Origin of the sequence: Nocardia transvalensis (genome assembly GCF_015477765.1) — a bacterium.
Taxonomy (GTDB): Bacteria; Actinomycetota; Actinomycetes; order Mycobacteriales; family Mycobacteriaceae; genus Nocardia; species Nocardia transvalensis_A.
In genome coordinates, this window is record NZ_JADLQQ010000001.1 from 418,580 (window position 1) to 441,907 (window position 23,328).

At 67.8% G+C, this 23,328-nt stretch carries 17 protein-coding genes; 7 read left to right on the forward strand and 10 right to left on the reverse strand.

What is annotated here, in order from left to right:
* The first annotated feature begins 139 nt into the window (after positions 1-139).
* The 5 genes from IU452_RS01860 to IU452_RS01880 all read left to right on the forward strand — a co-directional run bounded on the left by IU452_RS01860 (position 140) and on the right by IU452_RS01880 (position 8,674).
* Positions 140-3,982, forward strand: coding sequence for a multifunctional oxoglutarate decarboxylase/oxoglutarate dehydrogenase thiamine pyrophosphate-binding subunit/dihydrolipoyllysine-residue succinyltransferase subunit (locus IU452_RS01860; protein ID WP_195107094.1), 3,843 nt, complete (start codon positions 140-142; stop codon positions 3,980-3,982).
* A 96-nt stretch (positions 3,983-4,078) separates the two neighbouring features.
* Positions 4,079-4,792 (forward strand): AAA family ATPase, encoded by a 714-nt coding sequence (locus IU452_RS01865; RefSeq protein WP_195107095.1) that lies wholly within the window; start codon positions 4,079-4,081, stop codon positions 4,790-4,792.
* A gap of 142 nt (positions 4,793-4,934) precedes the next feature.
* The gene (locus IU452_RS01870; protein WP_195107096.1) at positions 4,935-5,621 is read left to right on the forward strand and encodes a PadR family transcriptional regulator; all 687 of its coding nucleotides are present in this window, start codon (positions 4,935-4,937) and stop codon (positions 5,619-5,621) included.
* The gene (locus IU452_RS01875) at positions 5,618-7,102 is read left to right on the forward strand and encodes a DHA2 family efflux MFS transporter permease subunit (protein ID WP_195107097.1); all 1,485 of its coding nucleotides are present in this window, start codon (positions 5,618-5,620) and stop codon (positions 7,100-7,102) included. Before IU452_RS01870 ends, IU452_RS01875 begins: the two co-directional genes overlap by 4 nt.
* Positions 7,103-7,495: 393 nt before the next feature.
* A complete protein-coding gene (locus IU452_RS01880) occupies positions 7,496-8,674 on the forward strand; it encodes a S1C family serine protease (protein WP_228816267.1) in 1,179 nt (392 codons plus the stop codon).
* 146 nt (positions 8,675-8,820) lie between these two features.
* On the opposite strand, the gene IU452_RS01885 is transcribed toward IU452_RS01880, so the two are convergent.
* The 5 genes from IU452_RS01885 to IU452_RS01905 form a co-directional block, all read right to left on the reverse strand.
* Complete coding sequence (locus tag IU452_RS01885; RefSeq protein ID WP_195107472.1) at positions 8,821-9,690, reverse strand: alpha/beta fold hydrolase; 870 nt, start codon at positions 9,688-9,690, stop codon at positions 8,821-8,823.
* Between the two features lie 138 nt (positions 9,691-9,828).
* Entirely contained in the window at positions 9,829-12,249 is a 2,421-nt protein-coding gene (ptsP, locus tag IU452_RS01890; RefSeq protein WP_195107098.1) for a phosphoenolpyruvate--protein phosphotransferase, read from the reverse strand.
* Positions 12,246-12,866 carry a dihydroxyacetone kinase subunit DhaL gene (gene dhaL, locus IU452_RS01895; protein ID WP_195107099.1) on the reverse strand — a complete coding sequence of 207 codons (621 nt, stop codon included), beginning with the start codon at positions 12,864-12,866 and terminating at the stop codon, positions 12,246-12,248. The genes ptsP and dhaL overlap by 4 nt, the downstream gene beginning before the upstream one ends.
* 2 nt (positions 12,867-12,868) lie before the next feature.
* Positions 12,869-13,870, reverse strand: a complete 1,002-nt coding sequence (dhaK, locus tag IU452_RS01900) for a dihydroxyacetone kinase subunit DhaK (protein WP_195107100.1) — start codon at positions 13,868-13,870, stop codon at positions 12,869-12,871.
* Between the two features lie 162 nt (positions 13,871-14,032).
* Positions 14,033-14,455: a VOC family protein gene (locus IU452_RS01905; RefSeq protein ID WP_195107101.1), complete on the reverse strand. Its 423-nt coding sequence runs from the start codon at positions 14,453-14,455 to the stop codon at positions 14,033-14,035.
* Between the two features lie 199 nt (positions 14,456-14,654).
* Between IU452_RS01905 and IU452_RS01910 the strand changes: the two genes are divergently transcribed.
* Entirely contained in the window at positions 14,655-15,566 is a 912-nt protein-coding gene (locus IU452_RS01910; RefSeq protein WP_195107102.1) for an alpha/beta fold hydrolase, read from the forward strand.
* 63 nt (positions 15,567-15,629) lie between these two features.
* Here IU452_RS01910 and IU452_RS01915 read toward each other — a convergent pair whose 3' ends face one another.
* The 4 genes from IU452_RS01915 to IU452_RS01930 form a co-directional block, all read right to left on the reverse strand.
* A complete protein-coding gene (locus IU452_RS01915) occupies positions 15,630-17,420 on the reverse strand; it encodes an AMP-dependent synthetase/ligase (RefSeq protein ID WP_195107103.1) in 1,791 nt (596 codons plus the stop codon).
* 155 nt (positions 17,421-17,575) lie between these two features.
* Positions 17,576-18,490 (reverse strand): alpha/beta hydrolase, encoded by a 915-nt coding sequence (locus tag IU452_RS01920; RefSeq protein WP_195107104.1) that lies wholly within the window; start codon positions 18,488-18,490, stop codon positions 17,576-17,578.
* A gap of 11 nt (positions 18,491-18,501) precedes the next feature.
* Positions 18,502-19,338 carry an SDR family NAD(P)-dependent oxidoreductase gene (locus IU452_RS01925; protein ID WP_195107105.1) on the reverse strand — a complete coding sequence of 279 codons (837 nt, stop codon included), beginning with the start codon at positions 19,336-19,338 and terminating at the stop codon, positions 18,502-18,504.
* On the reverse strand, positions 19,335-20,891 hold the full coding sequence (locus IU452_RS01930) for a flavin-containing monooxygenase (protein WP_195107106.1): 1,557 nt from the start codon (positions 20,889-20,891) through the stop codon (positions 19,335-19,337). Before IU452_RS01930 ends, IU452_RS01925 begins: the two co-directional genes overlap by 4 nt.
* A gap of 68 nt (positions 20,892-20,959) precedes the next feature.
* On the opposite strand from IU452_RS01930, the gene IU452_RS01935 reads away from it, so the two are divergent.
* On the forward strand, positions 20,960-21,589 hold the full coding sequence (locus IU452_RS01935; RefSeq protein ID WP_195107107.1) for a TetR/AcrR family transcriptional regulator: 630 nt from the start codon (positions 20,960-20,962) through the stop codon (positions 21,587-21,589).
* A gap of 172 nt (positions 21,590-21,761) precedes the next feature.
* Here the strand turns inward: IU452_RS01935 and IU452_RS01940 are convergent, their stop codons facing one another.
* Positions 21,762-23,327, reverse strand: coding sequence for an MFS transporter (locus IU452_RS01940; protein WP_195107108.1), 1,566 nt, complete (start codon positions 23,325-23,327; stop codon positions 21,762-21,764).
* Between the last annotated feature and the right edge of the window lies 1 nt (position 23,328).

The following is a 23,328-nucleotide window of genomic DNA, read 5'->3' on the forward strand; positions in this document are numbered from 1 at the left end:
CCCAACCTGAAGGAACCCGCGGAAGGCGTGATGGGACGCTGGGTGGGGCTGGGCCTATCCTCAGAAGGGGCGCATCGGCGCGTATCGAGCCGATTACCCGTGCCGAGCACGTCACAAACGTCGCAGCGCGAAGAACGAAATGAGGCGAACACCTGCTGTGAGCAGCTCAACATCCCAGTTCGGACAGAACCAGTGGCTCGTCGACGAGATGTACCAGAAGTACAAGCAAGACCCGTCGTCGGTCGATGAGAGCTGGCACGAGTTCCTGGCCGACTACACCCCGGAGACGCCGGGGGGTGACACTGGTAACAGCAAGCCTGCCGCCCCGACCGCCGCCCCCGCGACGACCCAGGCCCCCGCTGCCGCGCCGACCAAGATCGTCCCCGCGACGCCCGCGCCTGCGCCGGCTCCCAAGGTGGCCGCGGCCGCCTCCGCCGCCGCCGCGCCGCCGGAGGCTCGCCCTACTCAGACCACTCCCGCAGCGCCGAACAACGCCGCCCCGTCCATCCGCAGCCCGAAGACCACGCCCGCCCCGACCTCCAACGCCGCCCCTACCACGGGCGCCCCGAAGGTCGCCGAGCAGGCCGAGGACGAGAAGAAGGTCCTGCGCGGTCCGGCCGCGGCGATCGTCAAGAACATGTCGGCCTCGCTGACCATCCCCACCGCGACCAGCGTGCGCGCCATCCCGGCCAAGCTGATGATCGACAACCGTCTGGTCATCAACAACCACCTGGCCCGCACCCGCGGCGGCAAGATCTCGTTCACCCACCTGCTGGGCTACGCGATCGTGCAGGCGGTCAAGGCGTTCCCGAACATGAACCGGCACTACGCCGAGATCGATGGCAAGCCGAACGCGGTCACCCCCGCGCACACCAACCTGGGCCTGGCCATCGACCTACCGGGTAAGGACGGCAACCGCACGCTGGTCGTCGCCGCCATCAAGAACTGCGAGACGATGACCTTCGCGCAGTTCCACAGCGCCTACGAGGACATCGTGCGCCGGGCCCGCGACGGCAAGCTCACCACCGAGGACTTCACCGGCGTCACCATCTCGCTGACCAACCCGGGCACCATCGGCACCAACCACTCGGTGCCGCGGCTGATGCCCGGCCAGGGCGCGATCATCGGCGCGGGCGCCATGGAGTACCCGGCCGAGTTCCAGGGCATGAGCGACCAGCAGCTGGCCGAGATGGGTGTCGGCAAGCTGATGACGCTGACCTCCACCTACGACCACCGCATCATCCAGGGCGCGGAGTCCGGTGACTTCCTGCGCACCATCCACCAGCTGCTGATCTCCGACGAGTTCTACGACGAGATCTTCCACGGCATGGGCGTGCCGTACGAGCCGGTGCGCTGGCGCAAGGACATCAAGGAGCGCGGCGTCGACAAGAGCGTCCGCGTGCAGGAGCTCATCGCCGCCTACCGCAACCGCGGCCACCTGATGGCCGACACCGACCCGCTGCGGCTGGTCAAGGACAAGTTCCGCAGCCACCCGGACCTCGACATCACCCAGCACGGCCTGACCCTGTGGGACCTGGACCGCGAATTCAACGTCGCGGGCTTCCACGGCCAGGAGCGCATGAAGCTGCGCGACGTGCTGTCGGTCCTGCGCGACGCCTACTGCCGCCACGTCGGCGTCGAGTACACCCACATCCTCGATCCCGAACAGCTGCAGTGGATTCAGGAGCGGGTCGAGCAGAAGCACGAGAGGCCGACCGTCGCCCAGCAGAAGTACATTCTGTCGCGGCTCAACGCGTCCGAGGCCTTCGAAACCTTCCTGCAGACCAAATACGTCGGTCAGAAGCGCTTCTCGCTGGAGGGCGCGGAGTCGGTCATCCCCATGATGGACGCCGTCATCGACCAGTGCGCCGAACACGCCCTCGACGAGGTCGTCATCGGCATGCCGCACCGCGGCCGGTTGAACGTGCTGGCCAACATCGTCGGCAAGCCCTACAAGCAGATCTTCACCGAGTTCGAGGGCAACATGAACCCGGCCGCCACGCACGGCTCGGGCGATGTGAAGTACCACCTCGGCGCGCACGGCACCTACATCCAGATGTTCGGCGACAACGACATCGAGGTGTCGCTGACCGCCAACCCGTCGCACCTCGAGGCCGTCGACCCGGTGCTGGAGGGTCTGGTCCGCGCCAAGCAGGACCTGCTCACCAAGGAAGATCTCGTCACCAAGGGCGAAGAGGCGCGCACCTTCTCGGTCGTGCCGCTGATGCTGCACGGCGATGCGGCCTTCGCGGGCCAGGGCGTGGTCGCCGAGACGCTGAACATGTCGGGCCTGCGCGGCTACCGCGTCGGCGGCACCGTGCACATCGTGGTGAACAACCAGATCGGCTTCACCACCGCCCCGGAGAACAGCCGCTCCACCGAATACGCCACCGACATCGCGAAGTTCATCGGCGCGCCGATCTTCCACGTGAACGGTGACGATCCGGAGGCCTGCGACTGGGTGGCGCGACTGGCCGTGGACTACCGCCAGAAGTTCCGCAAGGACGTCGTGATCGACCTGATCTGCTACCGGCGTCGCGGCCACAACGAGGGTGACGACCCGTCGATGACCCAGCCGTACATGTACGACGTCATCGACACCAAGCGCAGCGTCCGCAAGGCCTACACCGAGGCCCTGATCGGCCGCGGTGACATCTCGATGAAAGAGGCCGAGGACGCCCTGCGTGACTACCAGGGTCAGCTCGAGCGGGTGTTCAACGAGGTGCGGGAGCTGGAGAAGTACCCGCCGTCGCCGAGCCCGTCGGTCGAGATGGAGCAGACCGTGCCGTCGACGGTGATCACGGCCGTGGACAAGACGGTGTTGCAGCGCATCGGCGACGCGTTCATCAATGTGCCGGAAGGGTTCACGGTCCACCCGCGCGTCAAGCCGGTGCTGGAGCGCCGCCGCGAGATGGCCTACGAGGGCAAGGTCGACTGGGCCTTCGCCGAGTTGCTGGCCTTCGGCACGCTGATCGACGAGGGTCGCGCGGTGCGCCTGACCGGTCAGGACTCCCGCCGCGGCACCTTCACCCAGCGCCATGCGGTGGTCATAGACCGCAAGTCGGGTGCGGAGTACACGCCGCTGCACAACATCGGCAGCAAGAACCCGGGCTGGTTCGCCGTGCACGACTCGGCGCTGAGCGAATTCGCGGCCGTCGGCTTCGAATACGGCTACTCGCTGGGCAACCCGGATGCGCTGGTGCTGTGGGAGGCGCAGTTCGGTGACTTCGTCAACGGTGCGCAGTCGATCATCGACGAGTTCATCTCCTCCGGTGAGGCCAAGTGGGGCCAGCTGTCGGAGGTCGTGCTGCTGCTGCCGCACGGCCACGAGGGCCAGGGTCCGGACCACACCTCCGGCCGCATCGAGCGGTTCCTGCAGCTGTGTGCCGAGGGTTCGATGACGGTGGCGGTGCCGTCCACCCCGTCGAACTACTTCCACCTGCTGCGCCGCCACGTGCTCGACGGCATCCGCCGGCCGCTGATCGTCTTCACGCCGAAATCGATGCTGCGCAACAAGGCCGTGGTCTCCAATATCGAGGACTTCACCGACAACAAGTTCCGGTCGGTGCTCGAGGAACCCACCTACGAAAGCGGCGACGGCGACCGTAACAAGGTGAAGCGGATCCTGCTGACCTCCGGCAAGCTCTACTACGAGCTGGCCGCGGAGAAGGCCAAGAAGAACCGCGACGATGTGGCGATCATCCGCATCGAGCAGCTGTACCCGATCCCGTCCTACCGCCTGAACGAGAAGCTGGCGACCTACCCGAACGCCACCGATCTCGTCTGGGTCCAGGAGGAGCCGGCCAACCAGGGTGCGTGGCCGTTCTTCGGCCTGAACCTCCCGGAGATCCTGCCGGAGCGGTTCAGCAAGCTGCGCCGCATCTCGCGCCGCGCCATGTCGGCCCCGTCCTCGGGTTCGAACAAGGTGCACGCGGTCGAGCAGGCGGAGATCGTCGAAGAGGCCTTCGCGCCGACGGCATAGGGTTTCCGCTGTGAAGCCGGGCGACAAGAATGGGGCAGATCGGCGGCGGGCATGCTTTTGGCCGGGATCTCGCATCGCCCAGGAGGTATCGCACGCATGAGCAAACTACTGCTGCGCCGCGTCGAATTCGTGCCGACCGAGCGCTTCGATCCGGACTCCTGGTACATGGAGGTGCCGGTGATTGCCGAAGTGTGTGCGTATGGGCTGAGTTTCGAGAAGCCGGTGACGGTTCTGGTGGGGGAGAACGGGATCGGCAAGTCGACCCTGGTGGAGGCCATCGCCGGGAGCTGGACCAGTCGCATGCACGGGGCGGATCTGCTGTGGTCGCCGGGCGGGACCTCGGGCGACAGCGATCTCGGTGATCATCTGCGGTGCGATGGGGTGTACCCGCGACCCACGAACGGCGGGTTCCTCCGCGCCGAGTCGATGATCAACCTGTTCGAGCGGGCCGACGCCATGCGTGTGCGCGACACCGATCAGGTGTGGAACGCGCTCTCCCACGGCCAGTCGTTTCTGCATTACATCGCCGATCGCCCTGTCGGGCAGGGGCTTTGGCTGCTCGACGAGCCCGAGGCCGCGCTGTCATTCCAATCCTGCCTGGCACTGGTCGGCGTGCTGATGGACCTCGCGGCCGAAGGCTCGCAGGTCATCATGGCCACCCACTCCCCCATCCTGGCGGCCTGCCCCGAGGCGGAGATCATGGAGCTCACCGCCGACGGTATCGAGTATCGCGAGTGGGACCGGCTCGAGATGGTCCACAACTGGCGGGCCTTCCTGGACTCTCCCGACCTGTATCTGCGGCATCTGTAAGCCCCCCGGCAGGGCTGTGACTGTCGTCATCCTCCCTTGTCGGTCCGATGTTCCGCATCGTATATTCGGCATGGAATATTTGTCTCGGAGGAGGTCGCCGGTCTGTTTCAGAGTCGGTGGCGAGGGAAGGGCGTGGATAGCAATGACCGAGCAGCCGGGTGCGACGCTGACGCCGCTGGCGATAGCCGTGCTCGCACTACTGGAGGAGCGGCCGATGCATCCGTACGAGATGTATCAGACGCTGCTGCACCGGCGAGAGGACTACCTGGTCAAGATCCGGCCCGGCTCGCTGTATCACACCGTGACGCGGCTGGCCGAACAGGGCATGGTGCACGCCGAGGGCACCGATAGGGCCGGGAACCGGCCCGAACGCACCACCTATCGGATCACCGAGGCCGGCACCACCGCGCTGCGCGCCCGGATATCCGAACTCATCCGCAAGCCGATCCGCGACTATCCGATATTCCCGTTGGCCGTGTCCGAGGCGCACAACCTGCCCGCGGACACGGTCATCGGCCTGCTGAACGAACGGATCGGCTGGCTCGAGAACGACCTCACCGAACTCGAGGCCGTCCACTCCTGGCTCACCGCCAACGCGGTGCCGCGCCGGTACTGGATGGTCCTGGAATACCTGCGCGGTCAGGTCGAGGCCGAACTGGCCTGGCTGCGCCGCATCGTCACCGAACTCGGCGACGGCACGCTGGCCTGGGAGCAATTCGCACCGGACGGGACCCGCATCGAGACCTACCGCAGCGGTCTCGGCGCCGACTGGGGCTCCGCGGTCACCGACGACGTGCTGGCCGAATTCCGGAAAGGAACCAATCCATGACCACACAACGCAATCCGTGGCTGGCGCTCAATGCGCTGGTCGTCGGGTTCTTCATGATCCTGCTGGATATGACCATCGTTGCGGTGGCCAATCCGGCGATCATGACCGACCTGCACGCCGATATCACCAAGGTCATCTGGGTGACCAGCGCCTATCTGCTCACCTATGCGGTGCCGCTGCTGGTGACCGGGCGCCTCGGTGATCGCTTCGGCCCCAAGAACATCTATCTGGTCGGGCTGACGGTGTTCACCCTCGCCTCGCTGTGGTGCGGTATGTCCGGCACCATCGAGATGCTGATCGCCGCACGCGCGGTGCAGGGTCTGGGCGCGGCGCTGATGACGCCGCAGACCATGGCGGTCATCACCCGCACCTTCCCGCCGAACAAGCGCGGCGCGGCCATGGGCATGTGGGGCGGCGTCGCGGGCCTGGCCACACTGATCGGCCCGATCCTGGGTGGTGTGCTGGTCGACAAGCTGGGCTGGAACTGGATCTTCTACATCAACGTGCCGATCGGCGTGGTGGCCTTCGCGCTGGCGGTGTGGTTGGTGCCGGCCCTGCCGACGCACGAGCACAAGTTCGACATCGTCGGTGTGCTGCTCAGCGGTGTCGGAATGTTCCTGCTGGTCTTCGGGATTCAGGAGGGCAATACGCGCGATTGGGACGGGCTGATCTGGACGATGATCATCGCCGGTCTGGTGGTGCTGGGGCTGTTCGTGGTCAACCAGGCGCGCAATACCGGTGAGCCGCTGGTGCCGCTGGGTCTGTTCCGTGAGCGCAACTTCGCGCTGTCGAGCCTGGCCATCGCGGCCATGGGTGCCTCGACCGCCGCGCTGATGGTGCCGGGGTACTTCTATCTGCAGGCGGTGCGGGACTATTCGCCGACCAAATCGGCTCTGGTGTTCGCACCCATGGCCATCGTGACCGGGTTCGCGGCGCCGATCATCGGCAAGTTCTCCGATCGGCTTGCGCCGCGTATCATCCCGACCATCGGGTTCGCCCTGTTCTCGGCGGCGATCTTCTGGTTCGTGGGACTGATGACGCCCGAGGGCTCGATCCCGATCTTCATGGTGGCGGCCGGTCTCGCCGGTTTCGCCAACGCCGGAATCTGGGGACCGCTGGCGTCGACGGCCACCCGCAACCTGCCGATCCACCAGGCGGGCGCCGGAGCCGGTGTCTACAACACCACGCGCCAGGTCGGCTCCGTCCTGGGCAGCGCCGCGATCAGCGCCCTCATCTCTTCCCGCATGACGGCCCAGGGCCTGAGCGGCGGCACGACCCCGGAGGGCGGAGCCGGTATGACCCGCCTCCCCACCGAAATCCTCGACAAGTTCAGCAGGGCCCTGAGCGAGTCCATGATCCTGCCCGCCGTAGTCCTCCTGATCGGCGCAGCAGCCTCGTCCCTGTTCATCGGCTCCCGCAAACCTAAGCAATCCGACACCCCTGCGGACACGACAGCGGTTCCGGTGGACGTGGGCCACTGACGACCCGTCTGAACGCCCTAGGGGGCGCTCAGACGGGTAATGAGTAAGGCGGTCCCGACGGCTAACGAGGAAGGCGGTCCCGACGGCTAACGAGGAAGGCGATCCCGACGGCTAACGAGGAAGGCCGCCCAGACGGGTAACGAGGAAGGCCGCCCAGACGGGTAACGAGGAAGGCCGCCCAGACGCGGGCAGCGGTTATCTGCTCCGAGGTGGCTCGTTTCCGCAGCAGCGGATCCAGGTTCGACGGGCGGATGGTGGGGCAGAGTTTGCGGACTCGGCGGCCGTTCGGGGAAGTGATGCCGGGGACGTTGCCGTTGCACTGGAAGTACCCAGCGGGCTCTCAGGAAGGGGGCGCTTAATGGAGAGAGAGGTTGTGGATCTAACGAGGACGTGATGACCGTGTATCCGAATCAGGGCGGGTGGCCGGGGCCGCCGCCGGGTCCGTATGGGGTACCGCCGAGGCACTACGGTCGTCGGCCGCGGTCCGGGCTGAACATCTTCGGCATGGTGGCGGTCGTCGTGCTCGCCTTGGCCGTGACCATCGGGCTGGTGGGCGCGCGCTTCGGATCCCACGAACTGGCTCCGGGCGGGCCGTCGGCACAGCTGCCGGGCAGTGTGCAATCGATCGACGCGCGAACCGCCCCGGCCGATCTGGCCGAGGCCGCGAAGAAGGTGGCGCCGGGCGTCGCGATCATCAACACCCGGCTCGGCCTGCGCAGCGGTGAAGGTGCCGGAACCGGGATCGTGATCACCCCGAACGGGGACGTCCTGACCAACAACCACGTGATCCAGGGCGCCACCGAGATCCAGGTGACCACCCTGAGCAACGGCCGGACGTACTCCGGTTCCGTGATCGGCTACGACCGCCAGGACGATCTGGCCGTCGTGCGCCTACAGGGCGCCTCCGGGCTGAAGACGGCACCGCTCGGCGATTCGGACGAGGTCGCGGTCGGCGATCCGATCGTGGGCGTCGGCAATGCCGGTGGCACCGGCACGCCGACCGCCGCGGCCGGACGGGTCACCGCCCTGAACCGCTCGATCACCGCCAGCGACGAATCCACGGGTTCCTCCGAGGAGCTGACGGGGTTGATCCAGGTGGCCGCCGACATCCAACCCGGCGATTCCGGCGGCCCGCTGGTGAACAGCTCCGGCGAGGTGATCGGCGTCAATACCGCGGCCTCGCAGGGCTTCCGGCTCGGCACCGGCGGCGGCGAAGGCTTCGCGATCCCGATCAACAAGGCGATCTCCATCGCCAAGCAGATCCAGGCCGGGCAAGCGTCGGATCGGGTGCATATCGGCCCGTCCGCCTTCCTCGGTGTCTCGGTCAGCGACACCAACGGTGCGGGCGCCCTGGTGCGCAATGTCGTGCGCGGCGGACCGGCCGATCAGCTGGGCCTGCTGCCGGGCATGGTCATCACCAGGATCGACGATCATGTCGTGGATTCCGCGACCGCCTTGGTCAACACCATGGATCTGTACCATCCTGGCGACACAGTCACCCTGACGGTGGCCGACCAGACCGGCCAGACCCGAACGGCCCAGGTGAAACTCGGGAAGGGCCCGGTCGGCTGACGGTAGTTCACTCTCGGCGCGGCGGCGAGGCCCGGGAATCATGGTGCTGCGCACCGCCATATTCGACCTGTGGGTGCGGGAGTTTCTCACCGAGCACCCCTCGGGGACCGCGAACGAGATCGGCACCGGGGCTCGACCCCGTGGGGTTACCGGCTCGGCCTGTCGTTGTCGGATGTGGTGTTGCGCAAGTCGATTCGGTTGTCGCTGTTCGAAACCCGCTGAGCGCTCTCGTCGCTCGGCCCGGCAACACGGAGGATTTCGCGCGCGACCACGTCGGGCTCGGTGAACATCACCAGATGACCCGAACGCGGCGCCTCGACCAGTCGGCCGTTCGGCAGCGCTTCGGCGGTGCGCCGGTGGGCGGCGATGATGGCCTGCCGGACGGTCTTGTCGAATCGCTGCGCCCCCGTGCCGGTGATGACGCTGACCTCGACGGAATCCAGGACGAGCGGATGCTCGCGCAGCCGCTGCAGTTCGGCGAGGAAGAGGTCCTGTTCGGCGATCAGGGCCCGCGCGGCACGCACGGTGAAGTCCTCGGCGCGATGGTCGGCGAGGACGTCGACGGGTTGCGCCGCGCCCGCCTTGCTGCCGAACGACCGGTACAGACCGATGCGTGCCAGCGCGGGCATGAGCAGGCGGGTCGTCGCGAATCGCGTTCGCGCCGAACGGGTGAAGTACAGCTCGCAATTCTCGTCGCTCTGATCCACCAGGACGAGCCCGCGGATCCGGGAGGGATCGGCCGCGGCGGCGACGCGGGCGATCGGTCCTCCCCAGCTGTGTCCGACCAGGACGAACGGTCCGGGCCCCAGCGCGCGCAGCACGGTGTCCAGGTCAGCGGCCATCCGGCCGAGCGTGCGGGGGTGCGCGGCGTCGTCACTGCGCCCGATCCCGGCCCGGTCGTAGACGGCGGTGCGCATCCGGCCGGCCACCAGCGGTTGTACGAGGCCCCAGATCGAACGCGAGAATCCCATGCCCGACTCGAATACGACGGTCGGCCCCTCACTCCCCTGCACCATGTAGTGCAGGCGGCGGCCGTCCTCGGCCACAGCGAACTCACTTGTCCCGAACGTATGTTCGCCGCGGCGTGCCGTCGTCGACTCGATCACTGCGCCCAACCTGCCTTCTGCCGCGGCACTTCCGCGGCCTCGGACAAGTTACCGCGTGTTCGCCGAGCCGCCCCGTGCCGCCGCCAGCGCCCGGACCTCGGCCGCGGAGGCACAGGTCAGCGCCTGCGCCGCCCTCGCCCCGCAGTCGTCGCTCCGCAGTTCCCGCACCGCGGCCTTCACCTGCGCGACAGCGGGCGGGGCGACGCTCAGTTCGGTGACGCCCAGGCCGAGCAGCAGCGGTACGGCGTCCGGGTCGGCGGCGAGTTCGCCGCAGACGGCCACGCGCCTACCGTCCGCGCCGCGACAGACCGACTCGATCAGGCGCAAGAGACCGGGGGCGAGCGGGTCGGCCAGGTCGGCGACGGAGGCGTTGCCGCGTTCGGCCGCCAGCGCGTATTGGGTCAGGTCGTTGGTGCCGATGCTGAAGAAGTCCACGTGCGGCGCGAAGGCGGATGTCGCGAGGGCGGTCGCGGGCACCTCGACCATGATTCCGAAGTCGAGTGAAATATGCTGCGGGACGACCTGTTCCAGCATCTCGCGCACCGCACACACCTCGTCGACGGCGGTGACCATGGGAATCATGACGCCCACGGGGTGGTCGGCGGCGACGCGGGCGATGGCGCGCAGCTGATCGCGCAGCAGTTCCGGATTCCGCAAGGCCCGGCGAATGCCGCGCAGGCCGAGGAACGGATTGGCCTCCGTCGGCCCGGTGAGATACGGCAGGGGTTTGTCGCCGCCCACATCGAGAGTGCGGAAAACGACGTGGCGGCCGTCGAAGGCCTCCGCGATCTGCCTATACATCCATTCCTGTTCGTCCACCCGGGGCGGGCGATCGCGGTCGAGGAACAGGAATTCTGTGCGCACCAGCCCGGCGAGGTCGGCGCCACCGCGCATGGCGTCGGCCGCATCCACGACGCTTCCCACGTTCGCCCCGACCGCCACCGTGATGCCATCGGGTGTGACGGCGGGTTGGTGCGCGACGGCCTCGGCGGCCCGGCGCCGCTCGCGTTGTTCGGCTGCGCGCGTGGTGAATTCGGAGAGGGTCGCGGGATCGGGTCCGATGACGAGTTGCCCCGTCGTGCCGTCGAGTACCAAGACGGTCCCCTCGACGATATCCGTCACCTGCGCCCCCGCACCGACGACCGCGGGAATCCCCTTGGCGCGGGCGATAATCGAACTGTGCGCGGTGGGGCTGCCCGCCGCGAGCACGATCCCGGCGACGACCGACTCGTCCAGCCCGGCCATCTGCGCCGGGGTCAGATCTTCGGCGACGAGAACCCCTGGGCGACTTTCGATGTCGAGGCGCTGCCCGAGCAGTTCGGCCAAGACGTCGTCGCGGACCGCTCGGATATCGGCGGCCCGGGCCCGCTGATATTCGTCGGACAGCTGCTCCCACGCCGCTGCGGCGCTGCCCATCACGTCGTGCCACGCCCGAGCCGCCGCCGCTCCCTCGTCGATACGCCGACGCACCTCACCGAGCAACTCCTCGTCCTCGAGAAGATACAGGTGAGCCTCGAAGATTCCCGCCTCTCCGGCCGCCCGTCCGATCCGCGCCCGCAAACGATCCCGCGCCGCGGTGAGAGCATCCTCCAGCCGATGCCATTCCTCGATCGGCGCCCCCGCCGGTCCACCGGGCAGCTCGTATGTCCCGGCCGCCGCATGCCAGACGGGCCCGATACCGATGCCGACAGACGCCGGAAACGGCCCCCGATCCCGGTGCTCGACCGACCGATCGCCGTCCGCCGCATCGTCCTCGTCGAACCTCCGCGCGGCCAGCGCGACAACCCGGTCGACCGCCTCCTGCGCGTCCGAACCCGTCGCGGTGACCTCGACCTCCTCCCCCGCCCGAACCCCCAGCCCCACAACCCTGCTCAGACTCCGCCCGGCCACCGGCCCGCTTTCGCCCGTCACATCACGCAACCACACCTGCGCCTCGAGCCCCCGCAGCGCACCGATCAACCGTGCCGCCGGCCGCGCATGCAGCCCATGCCGATTGCTCACCACGAAAACCGCCGAGACACTGTCCCCGCCCTGCTCGTCATGGACCGGCACCGAGTCGGCGTCGGCGGTCGGACCGAGCTGAGTTTGTTTGGCCAGTAAGGCGTTTTCCGCTTCGGTGGCGGCCTCGGCGAGGTCTGCGCCGCCCGCGGCGGAGACGGCGGCGGCGAGCAGGCCCTCCACGAGCGGGGCCGCGCACAGCCGGACCCGGGGCGACGGGTCGAGGAGGTCGAGGGCGAGTTCGGCGGACAGGACGGCGCTGCCGAGGTCCATGAGGACCAGGACGCCGTCGCCGGAATCGGCGGCGGCGATGGCGTCGGCCACGGCGGCCGCGTCGGTGCCGAAGGTGTCCTCGTCGAGCCCGGCGGCGGTTTCGATGCGGACCGACCGATCGGGCAGCATCTCGGCGGCCAGGTCCACCGCGGCGCGAGCCAGCGAACGGCTGTGGGAGACAACGACTATGCCGATCACGGCACCGCCCGCCGGGCCGCGCGCACGAGCAGCGCGGCACTGGTGGCACCGGGATCCTGGTGGCCGATGCTGCGCCCGCCGAGGTAGGAGGCGCGGCCCTTGCGGGCCTGCATCGGGGTGGTGGCGTCGCGGCCCTGTTCGGCGGCGGCCAGCGCGGCATCCAGCGCCTGCGCGAATTCACTTCCGGCGGACAGGCCCTCGTCGAACGCGTCCGCCGCGGGCGCCAGGGCGTCGATCATGGTCTTGTCTCCCGCCTCGGCCTTACCCCGGGCTCTCACACCGTCGAGCCCGGCGCGAAAAGCCTTCGCGAAGGTTGCGGCGTCGACACCGTTCTCGCCGACAGCGGTGGCGAACCGGAGGAAGAAGGTGCCGTACAGCGGACCACTCGCGCCGCCCACCGTCCGAATCATCACCATCGCGGCCTGTTTCACGGTTTCCCCGGCGGGCCCGGATCCGGACGCGTCGAGAGCCGTGACGACAGCGGAGGTCCCGCGCCGCATATTGCTGCCGTGGTCGGCATCGCCGATGGCGGCGTCGAGTTCGGTGAGGGCATCGGTGTTCTCGTCGATCAACGCGGCGAATTCCCGCAGCCAGCGGACCGGATCGAGTTCTGTCACAGTCACACTCCCCAGCGCAGGGCCGGTGTGCGCACCGGCGCATCCCACAGGTTCAGCAGATCATCATCGACCTTGGTCAGCGTCACCGAACAACCGGCCATCTCCAACGAGGTGATGTATGGGCCGACCAGCGAACGCGCCACCTCGATCCCGTGGCCCTGCAGGATGCGGGCCACCTCGTGATACATCACGTACAGCTCCAGCAGCGGCGTGCCGCCCATGCCGTTGACGAAACAGATCACCGCATCGCCCCGGCGGAACGGCAGATCCGCCAGAATCGGTTCCGCCAGCATCCGCGCGACCTCCCGCGCCGAGGCCAGCGGCACCCGCTCCCGGCCGGGCTCGCCGTGGATGCCGATACCGATCTCCATCTCACCCTCGCCCAGCGCGAAGGTGGGTTTCCCGGCGGCGGGCACGGTACACGACGTCAGGGCCATACCCATGCTGCGCGAGTTCGCATTCACCGCGCGGGCGACGTCGGCGACCGCGGCCAGCGGACGGCCCCGCTCGGCGGCGGCCCCGGCGATCTTCTCCACCACGACCGTGCCGCCCACACCGCGCCGCCCGGCGGTGTAGAGGCTGTCCTGCACGGCCACATCGTCGTTCACCACCACCGACACCACCTCGGCGCCGGTTTCGGCCGCGGCCAGCTCGGCGGCCATCTCGAAGTTCATCACGTCGCCGGTGTAGTTCTTGACGATGTGCACCACCCCCGCTCCACCGTCGACAGCGGTGGTGGCGGCGAGAATCTGATCCGGCACCGGCGAGGTGAAAACCTCACCCGCACAGGCGGCATCGAGCATCCCCGGCCCCACGAACCCGCCGTGCAACGGTTCGTGCCCCGAACCGCCCCCGGAAACCAATCCCACCTTGCCCGCCACCGGTGCGTCCCCACGCAGGACGATGCGGTTCTTCGCGTCGACCCGCAGCTCCGGATGGGCGAGGGCCACCCCCGCCAGCGCCTCGGCCACCACCTCGGCCGGATCGTTGATCAACTTCTTCATCGCACCCTCCTGTCCGCTCCGCTACGAAGGCTGCCATCACCCTGCGGGTTCGGGTGCCGTTTTCGGCGCGGCCGCGCACGGATGGTCCGAGGGCAGCCGAACAAAGCGCCCGTCCTCCTGCCGGAGGACGGGCGGCTCGAATATCGCTATGGTCAGGTGCTCTCACCGCTCGGCCGGTGTGTAGCCGATCATCCACGGTACCGAGTACTTGTCGGTCACCATGCCGAAGGCCTCGGCCCATTCGGTCTTGTCGAGGGGCATGGTGACGTCGCCGCCGGCCGAGAGGGCGGCGAAGAGGCGTTCGGCCTCCTCGCGGGATTCGACGTCCACGCTGACTGCATAGGCGGGGTTGGCGGTGTTCACCGTCTGGCCCGGCGGACAGTCGGAGGCCATCAGCATGTGCTCACCTCCCAGCGGGATGGCCACGTGGGCGATCAGATCCGCGGCCCCCTCGGGCAATCCGGCGCCGCCGCCCATCTCACTGAAGCGGACGAACTGCGCGTCGACTCCGAACACGGACTGGTAGAAGGTGAAAGCCTCCTCGGCGTTGCCATTGAACAGCAGGTACGGATTCACGGACTTCATGAGTTACCCCTCTCACGCGATGGACTTCCGGAGCGATCGCGCACGCGACCGCCCCATTCTGCAGACGGTACTCACGCTCGAAACTCATCGGTGGCCACCGCTGAAACGCTGTCGGTGTGCCGCCGCTCACGTAACGTCACGTCTCAGGCCGGTGAATCGTCTTCGGATCGATGAACCATCCATTGATCACGGAGTGCCCATGAGAACCCGCAACCGAGCCCGTCGACTCGCGATCGGCATCCTCGCCACACTGACGGTCCTGCTGCCGACCGCCGCGGCGAACGCGACCGACGACCCACCGGCGCCCGGCGAATCACGCTATGCCGATACCGCTCTCGCCCGGTTCCACTACACCGTCACCGGTACGGGTTCCCCGGTCGTGCTCATAGCCGGCGGTGGGCTGTGGCAGTACTCGTGGCGCGAGGTGATTCCGGCGCTGGCTCGGCAACACACCGTCTACGCCGTCGACCTGCCCAGCCAGGGCTATACCGAACTGCGGCGTCCCGGCTTCGCCTTCGACCTGCCTGCCATGGCCGAGGCCATCGGCACCTTCCTCGACGCCGTCGGGCTCGATCGGGCGGCGATGGTCGGGCATTCGTGGGGCGGGGCATGGAGCCTGTATTTCGCCGAGCAACATCCCGAACGCGTGGAACGGCTGATCCTGCTGGACTCCCCCGGCCTCGATGCCGAAAAGGCGCCCAGCACACAGCTGTTCACCGCCCCGGTGCTCGGTGAACTCGCGACCGCGCTCGGCACACGCGAGATGTACGCCGACAGCATTCGCAGCACCTTCCACCACAAGGATCTGGTCACCGACGAACTCGTCGACCGTTATTGGGTGCCGTTCTCCCGCCCCGACAACCGCAGCGCCTTCCTCGCACTGTGGCGCCACCTCGACTTCGGGCTCACCGACGCCGGGCTCGGCCGGGTGACCGCGCCGACGCTGGTGCTGTGGGGCGAACAGGACGAATGGCTTCCGGCGAGCCAGGCCACTCGGCTCGCGGCCCGCATCCCCGGTGCGAAGGCCACCGTGCTGCCCGGCTGCGGCCACACCGTGCACGAGGACTGCCCCGGCGCGATGATCCCGCTGCTGGCGGATTTCCTCTCCTGACGCCGACGGCCCACCCTCCACAAAGAGGGTGGGCCGTCGAATTCGGCTGGGCCGAAACGAGATTCAGTTGTAGATGGCGTCCACGTCGGCGGCGTAGTTCTTCATCACAACCGCGCGCTTGAGCGACAACTTGGGGGTGAGCTCGCCGCTTTCCTGGGTCCAGTCGACCGGCAGGATGCGGATCTTCTTGATCTGCTCGGCGTGCGACACCAGCTTGTTGGTCTCCGCGACCGCCGCGTCGATCTCGGCGACCAGGTCGGGATTGGCGATCAGCTGCTCGATCGGGGTGTCGGCGGGAAGCTTGTGCTGTTCCTTCCACTTCGGCAGGGCCTCGGGATCGAGGGTGATCAGCGCGCCGATGAAGGGTTGGCCGTCACCGACCACCATGACCTGGCTGATCAGCGGGTGGGCGCGCAGGGCGTCCTCGAGCACCGCCGGGGAGACGTTCTTGCCGCCCGCTGTGACGATGATCTCTTTCTTGCGCCCGGTGATCGTGATGAAGCCCTCATCGTCCAGCGCGCCCAGGTCGCCGGTCTTGAACCAGCCGTCCTCGAAGGCGTCGGCGGTGGCCTCCGGATTGTTCCAGTAGCCGTCGAAGACGACGTTGCCGCGCAGCAGCAGTTCACCGTCGTCGGCGATCTTGGCCGCGTGGCCGGGAATCATCGGGCCGACGGTGCCGATCTTGATGTTGTCGGGGACGTTCACGCTGATCGCCGCGGTGGTCTCGGTCAGGCCGTAGCCCTCGTAGATGATCACCCCGGCGCCGCGGAAGAAGTGCCCCAGCCGGGCGCCCAGCGGGCCGCCGCCGGAGACCGCGGCGGTGCAGCGCCCGCCCATCGCCTCGCGCAGCTTGCTGTACACGAGCTTGTCGAAGACGAAGTGCTTGAGCTTGAGCACCAGTCCGACCGAGCCGGTCTGCAGCCCCTCGCTGTAGGCGATCGCGGTGTCGGCGGCGAGATCGAAGATCTTGCCCTTGCCACCCTCCTCGGCCTTCGCCTTGACGCCGTTGTAGACCTTCTCGAACACCCGCGGCACCGACAGGATGAAGTCCGGCTTGTACTTGCCGAACTGGTCGACGAGCGTCGACCAGTCGTCGGTGTGGGCGACGGTGACACCCGCGTCGAAGGCCGCCAGCGCGACCGCGCGGGCGAAGATGTGTGCCAGCGGCAGGAACAGCAGCGAGCGGTTGCCCGGCCGCAGGAAGGCCCGCATGACGTCCCGGTCGGCGGCCGATTCGGCATACAGATTCGCATGCGAGAGCATGACGCCCTTGGGCCGCCCGGTGGTGCCGGAGGTGTAGATCAGGGTCGCGGGCGAGGCCGCCTTCACCTGGCCGCGCCGATCCCGCACCACCTGGTCGTCGAGGTCGGCGCCCCGGCGGATCAGCTCGTCGATGGCGCCCGCGTCGAACCGCAGCGTCTCGCGCAGCTCGGCCAGGCTGCCCTCGATCTCCGCGATGGTGGCCCGATGCTTATCGGTGGCGACCACCAGCAGCTTGGTGCCGGAATCCTCGAGGATCCAGCGGGCCTGCTCGGCCGAGGAGCTGTCGTAGATGGCGACGGTGCACCCGCCGGCGGCCCAGATGGCGAAGTCCAGAACCACCCACTCGTAACGGGTCGAGGCCATGATGGCGACGCGATCACCGAGTTCGATGCCGGAGGCGATCAGACCCTTGGCCACCGCGGTGACGGACTTCGCGAATTCGGCCGCCGTGACGTCGGCCCAGCCACCCTTGCCGTCCGGCTTGTTGAACACCACCAGTCCGGGCGTGCGCTCGGCATGCCGGAAGGCGCCATCGGACATGTTGGCGACCTCGGGAATGGTGTAAGTAGCCGGGACTTCGAACTCTCGCATCGGTGCCCTTCCACGTGGTTAACTCACGGGTAATGTACGCCAGCCGCGGCGGCTGTGCCCGTTCGACCGCCCGGTTGGTCTGGTTGGGGGTGCGCAGGACGGTCCGACCGGGGGCGCTCAGGGCTGCCGTTCCCGGTGGGCACGAGCCCGCAAACCTATCCTATGGAACGTGTTTGCGCAGGTTGCAGTGAGTCTTCCAGGAATGCCGCCAGCTCGCGCGCCGCGGCCGCGGCCGGGCGCACGAGCGAGGCCTGCAACTGGGCAACATGCCAGAGTCCGCGCGTGATCGAAAACTGGGTCGGCACCTCGGCCTCGCGCAGCGCCGAAACCAGCCGAACACACTGGTCGTACAGTCTTTCCCCGGTGTCCACATGCACGTAAACCGGCGGTAACCCGCGCAGATCGCCCAGCAGCGGTGCATATCCGGGATCGCGGCCGTCGCCGTCCCCGAGATAGGCGGCGGCGCAGGCATTCGACCACGGCCGGTTGGTCACCAGATCCCGGTAGCGAGCCGGAACGTCGTTGGGATCGGCCCACGGGGCGATCAAACCCAGTGCGGCGGGCCGGATTCCGTGCCGATCACGCAGCCGCAGCGCCAGCGCCAGCGACAGCCCGCCTCCGGCCGAATCACCGGAAATCGCAATATCTTCCGCGCGCAGCCCGGTCGAGGCCAGCTCCAGGAATGCGTTCTCGGCATCGTCGAGTGCGGCCGGGTACGGATGCTCCGGGGCGAGCCGGTAGTCGAGCACGAAGACCGGACGACGCAGCTCGCGCGCCAGATGGGCCGCCAGCGAGCGATGCGTGGCGGGCGAGCCGACGGTGTAGCCGCCACCGTGCAGGTACAGCACCGCGCCGCACCGGGTTTCGGTGCCGACGGTGATGCGTTCGGCCGGGCGGCCGCCCAATCGCCGCCGCTGCACCCGGGTGCCGGAGGGTAGGGTCTGCAGCACCGCGGCGGCCTCGAGCAGCGCCCGCTGCGCCTGCCACGGCACCCGATGGTGCATCGTGTACCGGAAGATCGGATGCAGCACTACCCGAGCCACCGGCACGGGAAGTGGAATACCGGGCATGACAGGCACTTTCACCGTCGGGGCAGGATGGGGCGATTCACCAGCACCCCGATGCGCTGGTAGAACGACCCGGTGATGCGCACGCCCAGATCCAGCAGCTTCGCCTCCCAGCCGATCAACACCCGGCCGTGCCCCTTGCGCACGGCCTCGATGATGGTCCGGGCCGCCATCTCCGGCGAGTGCAGGGCCAGCTGCTTGTCGAAGAACGACGCCAGTTTCTTGGCGTCGAGCCCTTCGGCATAGGTCGCATTGCGCGCGACGGCGGTCTTGATGCCGCCCGGGTGCACGCAGGTCACCTTGACCGGCTGCCGGCGCGCCAGCATCTCCTGGCGCAGCGCTTCGGTGTACCCACGCACGGCGAATTTGGCCGCGTTGTACGCACTTTGGCCGGGCACGGCGAGGATTCCGAACAGGCTGGACACATTGATCACGTGCCCGTCGCCGGATTCGATCAGATGCGGCAGAAACGCCTTGGTGCCGTTGACCACGCCCCAGAAGTCGACATCCATGATGCGCTCGATGTCCTTGAACCGGGAGTCGAGCACCTCGCCGTGGTAGCCGATACCGGCGTTGTTGTAGATCTGATGCACCACGCCGTAATGCTTTTTGACCGCCTCCGCGTACTGCAGCACCGCCTCGCGCTCGGCGACGTTGATCAGGTCGGATTTGACCTGCGCGCCCAACGCCTCACAGCGCCGGACGGTTTCGGCCAGGCCGTCGCCATCGATGTCGGAGAGCGCGAGTTTGGCCCCGCGACGAGACAGATCCTCCGCCAGGGCTCGGCCGATGCCCGAGCCGGCACCGGTGATCACGCAGACCTTGCCCGTGAAGTAAGCATCTTTGCTCACGCCGTCACCACTTTCAGATCGGACCCGCCCTGGGCCCCGGATTTCTCGGAGGTTGTCGCGACCGTCGTGTCATAGGCCGCAACGTCGAATTTTTCGAGCATCTTACGGAAGCGGAAGGTGAAATCCGGCCACAGCGTGGTGTTGTTGCCGTGCTTGTCCAGATACCAGCTGGCGCAGCCGCCGGTGTTCCAGACGCTGCCGACCAGTTTGCCCTGCAGCTCCCGATTGAATTTGTCCTGCACGTCCTTGCGCACCTCGACGGTGCGCAGGCCGAGCCGGTCGAAGGTGGCGATGGCGTCGGTGATGTAGTTGATCTGCGATTCGATCATGTACACCATCGAGGTGTGGCCCAGGCCCACATTGGGGCCGAGCAGGAAGAACATATTGGGATAGTTGGCGATCGCCGAACCCTTGTAGCCCTGCTGGCCGCTCGCCTCGAAAACCTCGGCGAGCGTGCGGCCGTCGCGGCCCGCGATGGTCTCGTAGGCCGGGGAATCGGTGACATGGAAGCCGGTGGCGACCACGATGGCGTCGACCTCGCGTTCGGTGCCGTCGGTGGCGATGATCGAATGCTCGCGGATTTCGCGAATGCCGTCGGTGACGACCTCGACATTGTCGCGGCCCAGGGCCGGGTAGTAGTCGTTGGAGATCAGCATGCGCTTGCAGCCGATGCGGAAGTTCGGGGTGACCTTGCGGCGCAGGTCGGGATCGCGCACCTCGTAGGCCAGTTTGGCGCGGGCGATCAGCTCCAGACCCAGCATGGCGGGGGTGAATTTGGCCAGGCCGATCACCTGGGTCTCGCGGGCGGCGTAGATGGCCGCGCGCGAGAGCCGCTGCACGCCGGGCACGTATTTGAACGCCAGCCGCTCCGGCAGGGTGTAGGGGCGGTCGATGCGCGGCAGCAGCCACGGGGCCGTGCGCTGATAGACGTCCAGGCGGGCGACCTGCTTCGCGATCGAGGGCACGATCTGGATGGCCGAGGCGCCGGTGCCGATCACCGCGACCCGCTTACCGGCCAGCTCGGCGTCGTGATCCCAGCGGGCGGAGTGGAAGATCTCGCCCTCGAAGGTGTTGATGCCCTTGATATCCGGCAGATTCGGCTCGCACAGCGCGCCGATGGCCGAGACCAGGATGTCGGCGGTGAAGGCGCCCCGGCTGGTCTGCACCTCCCACCGCGCGGCGGCGTCGTTCCAGCGCGCGCCGGTCATCTCGCAGTTGAACAGATGCTTGTCGCGCACCTTGTAGCGGTCGGCCACATCCCGGATGTAGCGCTGGATCTCCGGCTGGCGCGAGAACGACCGCGACCAGTTCGGGTTGAGTGCGAAGGAGTAGGAGTACAGCTGCGACGGCACGTCACAGGCCGCACCCGGATAGGTATTGTCTCGCCAGGTGCCGCCGACATCGTCGCCGCGCTCGATCACCAGGTAATCGTCGCGGCCCTGCTGGCTGAGCCGGATCGCCATCCCCAGGCCCGAGAACCCGCTGCCGACGATCAGAACATGGACGTGACGGGCGGGCCGGTCGACACCTTTGTCTGTAACCTTGCGACTCATATAACCGAGCGTAAGGGGTTATTGAGCAGCAGTCAACAGTATTGACTCCCGTTCAGTAAGATTACACTGTGAGCGACAAAAGTCCAGGTGAGAATGGTAAGCGGGTGCGCCTGAACCCGGACGAACGGCGTCAGCAGCTCATCGATCTGGGCACCGAGATGCTGCGCGAGAGGGCACTCGAAGACATCTCCATCGGCAAGATCGCCGAACAAGCGGGGATCTCGCGGGGCCTGCTGTTCCACTACTTCGCCTCCAAACAGGACTTCCAGCTGGCGATCCTGCGCAACGCCAGCGCCGACCTGCTGGCCCACACCGCCCCCGACACCAGCCTCGGACTGTTCGACAGGCTGCGCGACGCCGTGCAGCGGTACATCGACTACGTCAGCGCCAACCGCATCACCTATCTGGCCGTGCTGCGCGGTCCGACCAGCACCAATCCGGAGATGGCGGCGCTGGCCGAAGAGTCCCGCAACACGATCGTCGATCGGGTCCTGGCGGCGGTTCCCATTCCGGTCGACGATCCGGATCAGCCGCGGCTGCGGCTGGCCGTGCGCGGCTGGATCGCCTTCGTCGAGGAGACGACGCTGAGCTGGCTGCGCGAGGAGATCATCACCCGCGACCAACTGATCGATATGCTCGTGGAGTCGCTGCCCGCCCTGGCGCTGAGCCCCGCGCTGACCGCCGCCCTGCGGGAGTGAAGCGCACGTCCGGACCGGACACTGCGGATGTCGTGTTGGCCAGCGTATTTCGTTGCCGTCCAAGCCGATCCGGTTTTCGCCGGGCCGCCCCGCTTCTACCGTGGAGGCGCGTCCGGGCGGAGTGCCCGGGGCGGCGTGGAGGGAACGCTCCGGTCACCCCGCACCGGTCGCCTCAGGTCTCGTATTCGTAGCCGGAGCGGTCGCGCGCGCGGTACATCGTGAAGGCCGTGACGGCGGCGGCGACGAGGATCATGACGCCCGAAACCAGCAGGGAGACATCGAGTCCGCGGTGGAAGGCCGCGTAGGTGGCGTGGATGACCTGATCCACGATGGGTCCGTAGGCGGCCGAGGCCGCGGGGTCGCCACCGGCGGGCACATTGCCGGTCTCGATGGCGTCGATGACGATCGCCTGGAAGTTGGCCGGAATGCCCAGCTCGTTGAGCCGTGCCACCAGATCCGCGTTGAGGAACGAGTTGACCAGCGCACCCAGCGCGGCCACGCCGACCACGGCCCCGACCTGGCGCATCGTATTGGTGGCGGCGGCCGCCATCCCCGAATGCTCCGCGGGCACTCCCGACAGCACCGCCGAAGTCAGCGGCACCACGGCGATGCCGAAGCCCAGGCCCGCGACCGTCAATGCCAGTGCCAGCGGCGTGAATTCCACTGTGACGCCCAGGCATTCGCGGGCGAGCAGAATACCTGCCGCGCCGAGCAGGCAGCCGGAGATCATGGGTGTGCGCGAACCGCGCAGTGCCACCCAGAAGCCCGAAAGCAGCGAGCCCAGGATGATGGCGACGGCCATCGGTGCGAAGACGGCCGCCGTACGCCAGGCCGAGTACCCGATCACCTCCTGCAGATACAGCGCGGTGAAGAAGAAGATCGAGAAGATGCCGAAGTACACCGCGAAGGCGACGATCAACGCACTGCGCACCATGGGTCGCTTCAGGTAGCGGAAGTCGAACATCGGGTTGCGCGCGCGCATTTCGACGGCGAGGAAACCGAGGAAGGCGACGGCACCGATGACGAACAGGGTGACGACCGAGACGGCATCGTAGCCGACCTCCTCCCCCGAGATCCCGGCATAGATCACGCAGGCGAGAAACGTTGCGCCGAGCAGGAATCCGGCCCAGTCGATCGGCCCGGGCTGCGGGTCGGCGCTCTCCGTCACGTACCGCAGCGCGGCGGCGAGCACCACCACGCCGACGGCGAGGTTGAACCAGAACACCGACCGCCAGCCGAACGCGCCGACCAGCAGGCCGCCGATCACCGGCCCCAGCGCCAGTGCCAGCCCCGACACCGCCGCCCAGGCGCCCAGCGCCTTGGCCCGGACGCTGCGGTCGGGGAAGATGTGCCGGATCACCGACAGAGTGCCCGGTTCGGAGGCGGCCGCACCCAGTCCCATCACCCCGCGCCCGGCGATCAGCACCGATACACTCGTCGCCACCGCCGAAATCACCGATCCCGCACAGAAGATCACCAGGCCGACCACCATCACCCGCTTGCGTCCCCAGCGATCGCCCAGTGATCCGGCGGTCAGCATCAGGCTGGCGAAGACGAGGGTGTAGGCGTTGACCACCCATTGCAGCCCCGTCACACCGGTATGGATGTCGGCCCGGATGGCGCCGAGGGCGACGCTGACGATGGTGGTGTCCAGGAAGGTCACGAACAGCACCGCCGTGACCGTGGCCAGGGCGATATTCGGCCGTGCGGCACGGACTTCGGACGCTCCGGCGGTCATG

Excerpts from the sequence above, each read along its gene's own strand:
- IU452_RS01915 (WP_195107103.1), bottom strand. The coding sequence starts at position 17,420 with ATGCGAGAGTTCGAAGTCCCGGCTACTTACACCATTCCCGAGGTCGCC.
- IU452_RS01920 (WP_195107104.1), bottom strand. The coding sequence starts at position 18,490 with ATGCCCGGTATTCCACTTCCCGTGCCGGTGGCTCGGGTAGTGCTGCAT.
- IU452_RS01905 (WP_195107101.1), bottom strand. The coding sequence starts at position 14,455 with ATGAAGTCCGTGAATCCGTACCTGCTGTTCAATGGCAACGCCGAGGAG.
- IU452_RS01875 (WP_195107097.1), top strand. The coding sequence starts at position 5,618 with ATGACCACACAACGCAATCCGTGGCTGGCGCTCAATGCGCTGGTCGTC.
- IU452_RS01870 (WP_195107096.1), top strand. The coding sequence starts at position 4,935 with ATGACCGAGCAGCCGGGTGCGACGCTGACGCCGCTGGCGATAGCCGTG.
- IU452_RS01860 (WP_195107094.1), top strand. The coding sequence starts at position 140 with ATGAGGCGAACACCTGCTGTGAGCAGCTCAACATCCCAGTTCGGACAG.
- IU452_RS01885 (WP_195107472.1), bottom strand. The coding sequence starts at position 9,690 with ATGGTGCAGGGGAGTGAGGGGCCGACCGTCGTATTCGAGTCGGGCATG.
- IU452_RS01865 (WP_195107095.1), top strand. The coding sequence starts at position 4,079 with ATGAGCAAACTACTGCTGCGCCGCGTCGAATTCGTGCCGACCGAGCGC.
- IU452_RS01940 (WP_195107108.1), bottom strand. The coding sequence starts at position 23,327 with ATGACCGCCGGAGCGTCCGAAGTCCGTGCCGCACGGCCGAATATCGCC.
- IU452_RS01930 (WP_195107106.1), bottom strand. The coding sequence starts at position 20,891 with ATGAGTCGCAAGGTTACAGACAAAGGTGTCGACCGGCCCGCCCGTCAC.
- IU452_RS01910 (WP_195107102.1), top strand. The coding sequence starts at position 14,655 with ATGAGAACCCGCAACCGAGCCCGTCGACTCGCGATCGGCATCCTCGCC.
- IU452_RS01880 (WP_228816267.1), top strand. The coding sequence starts at position 7,496 with ATGACCGTGTATCCGAATCAGGGCGGGTGGCCGGGGCCGCCGCCGGGT.
- dhaK (WP_195107100.1), bottom strand. The coding sequence starts at position 13,870 with ATGAAGAAGTTGATCAACGATCCGGCCGAGGTGGTGGCCGAGGCGCTG.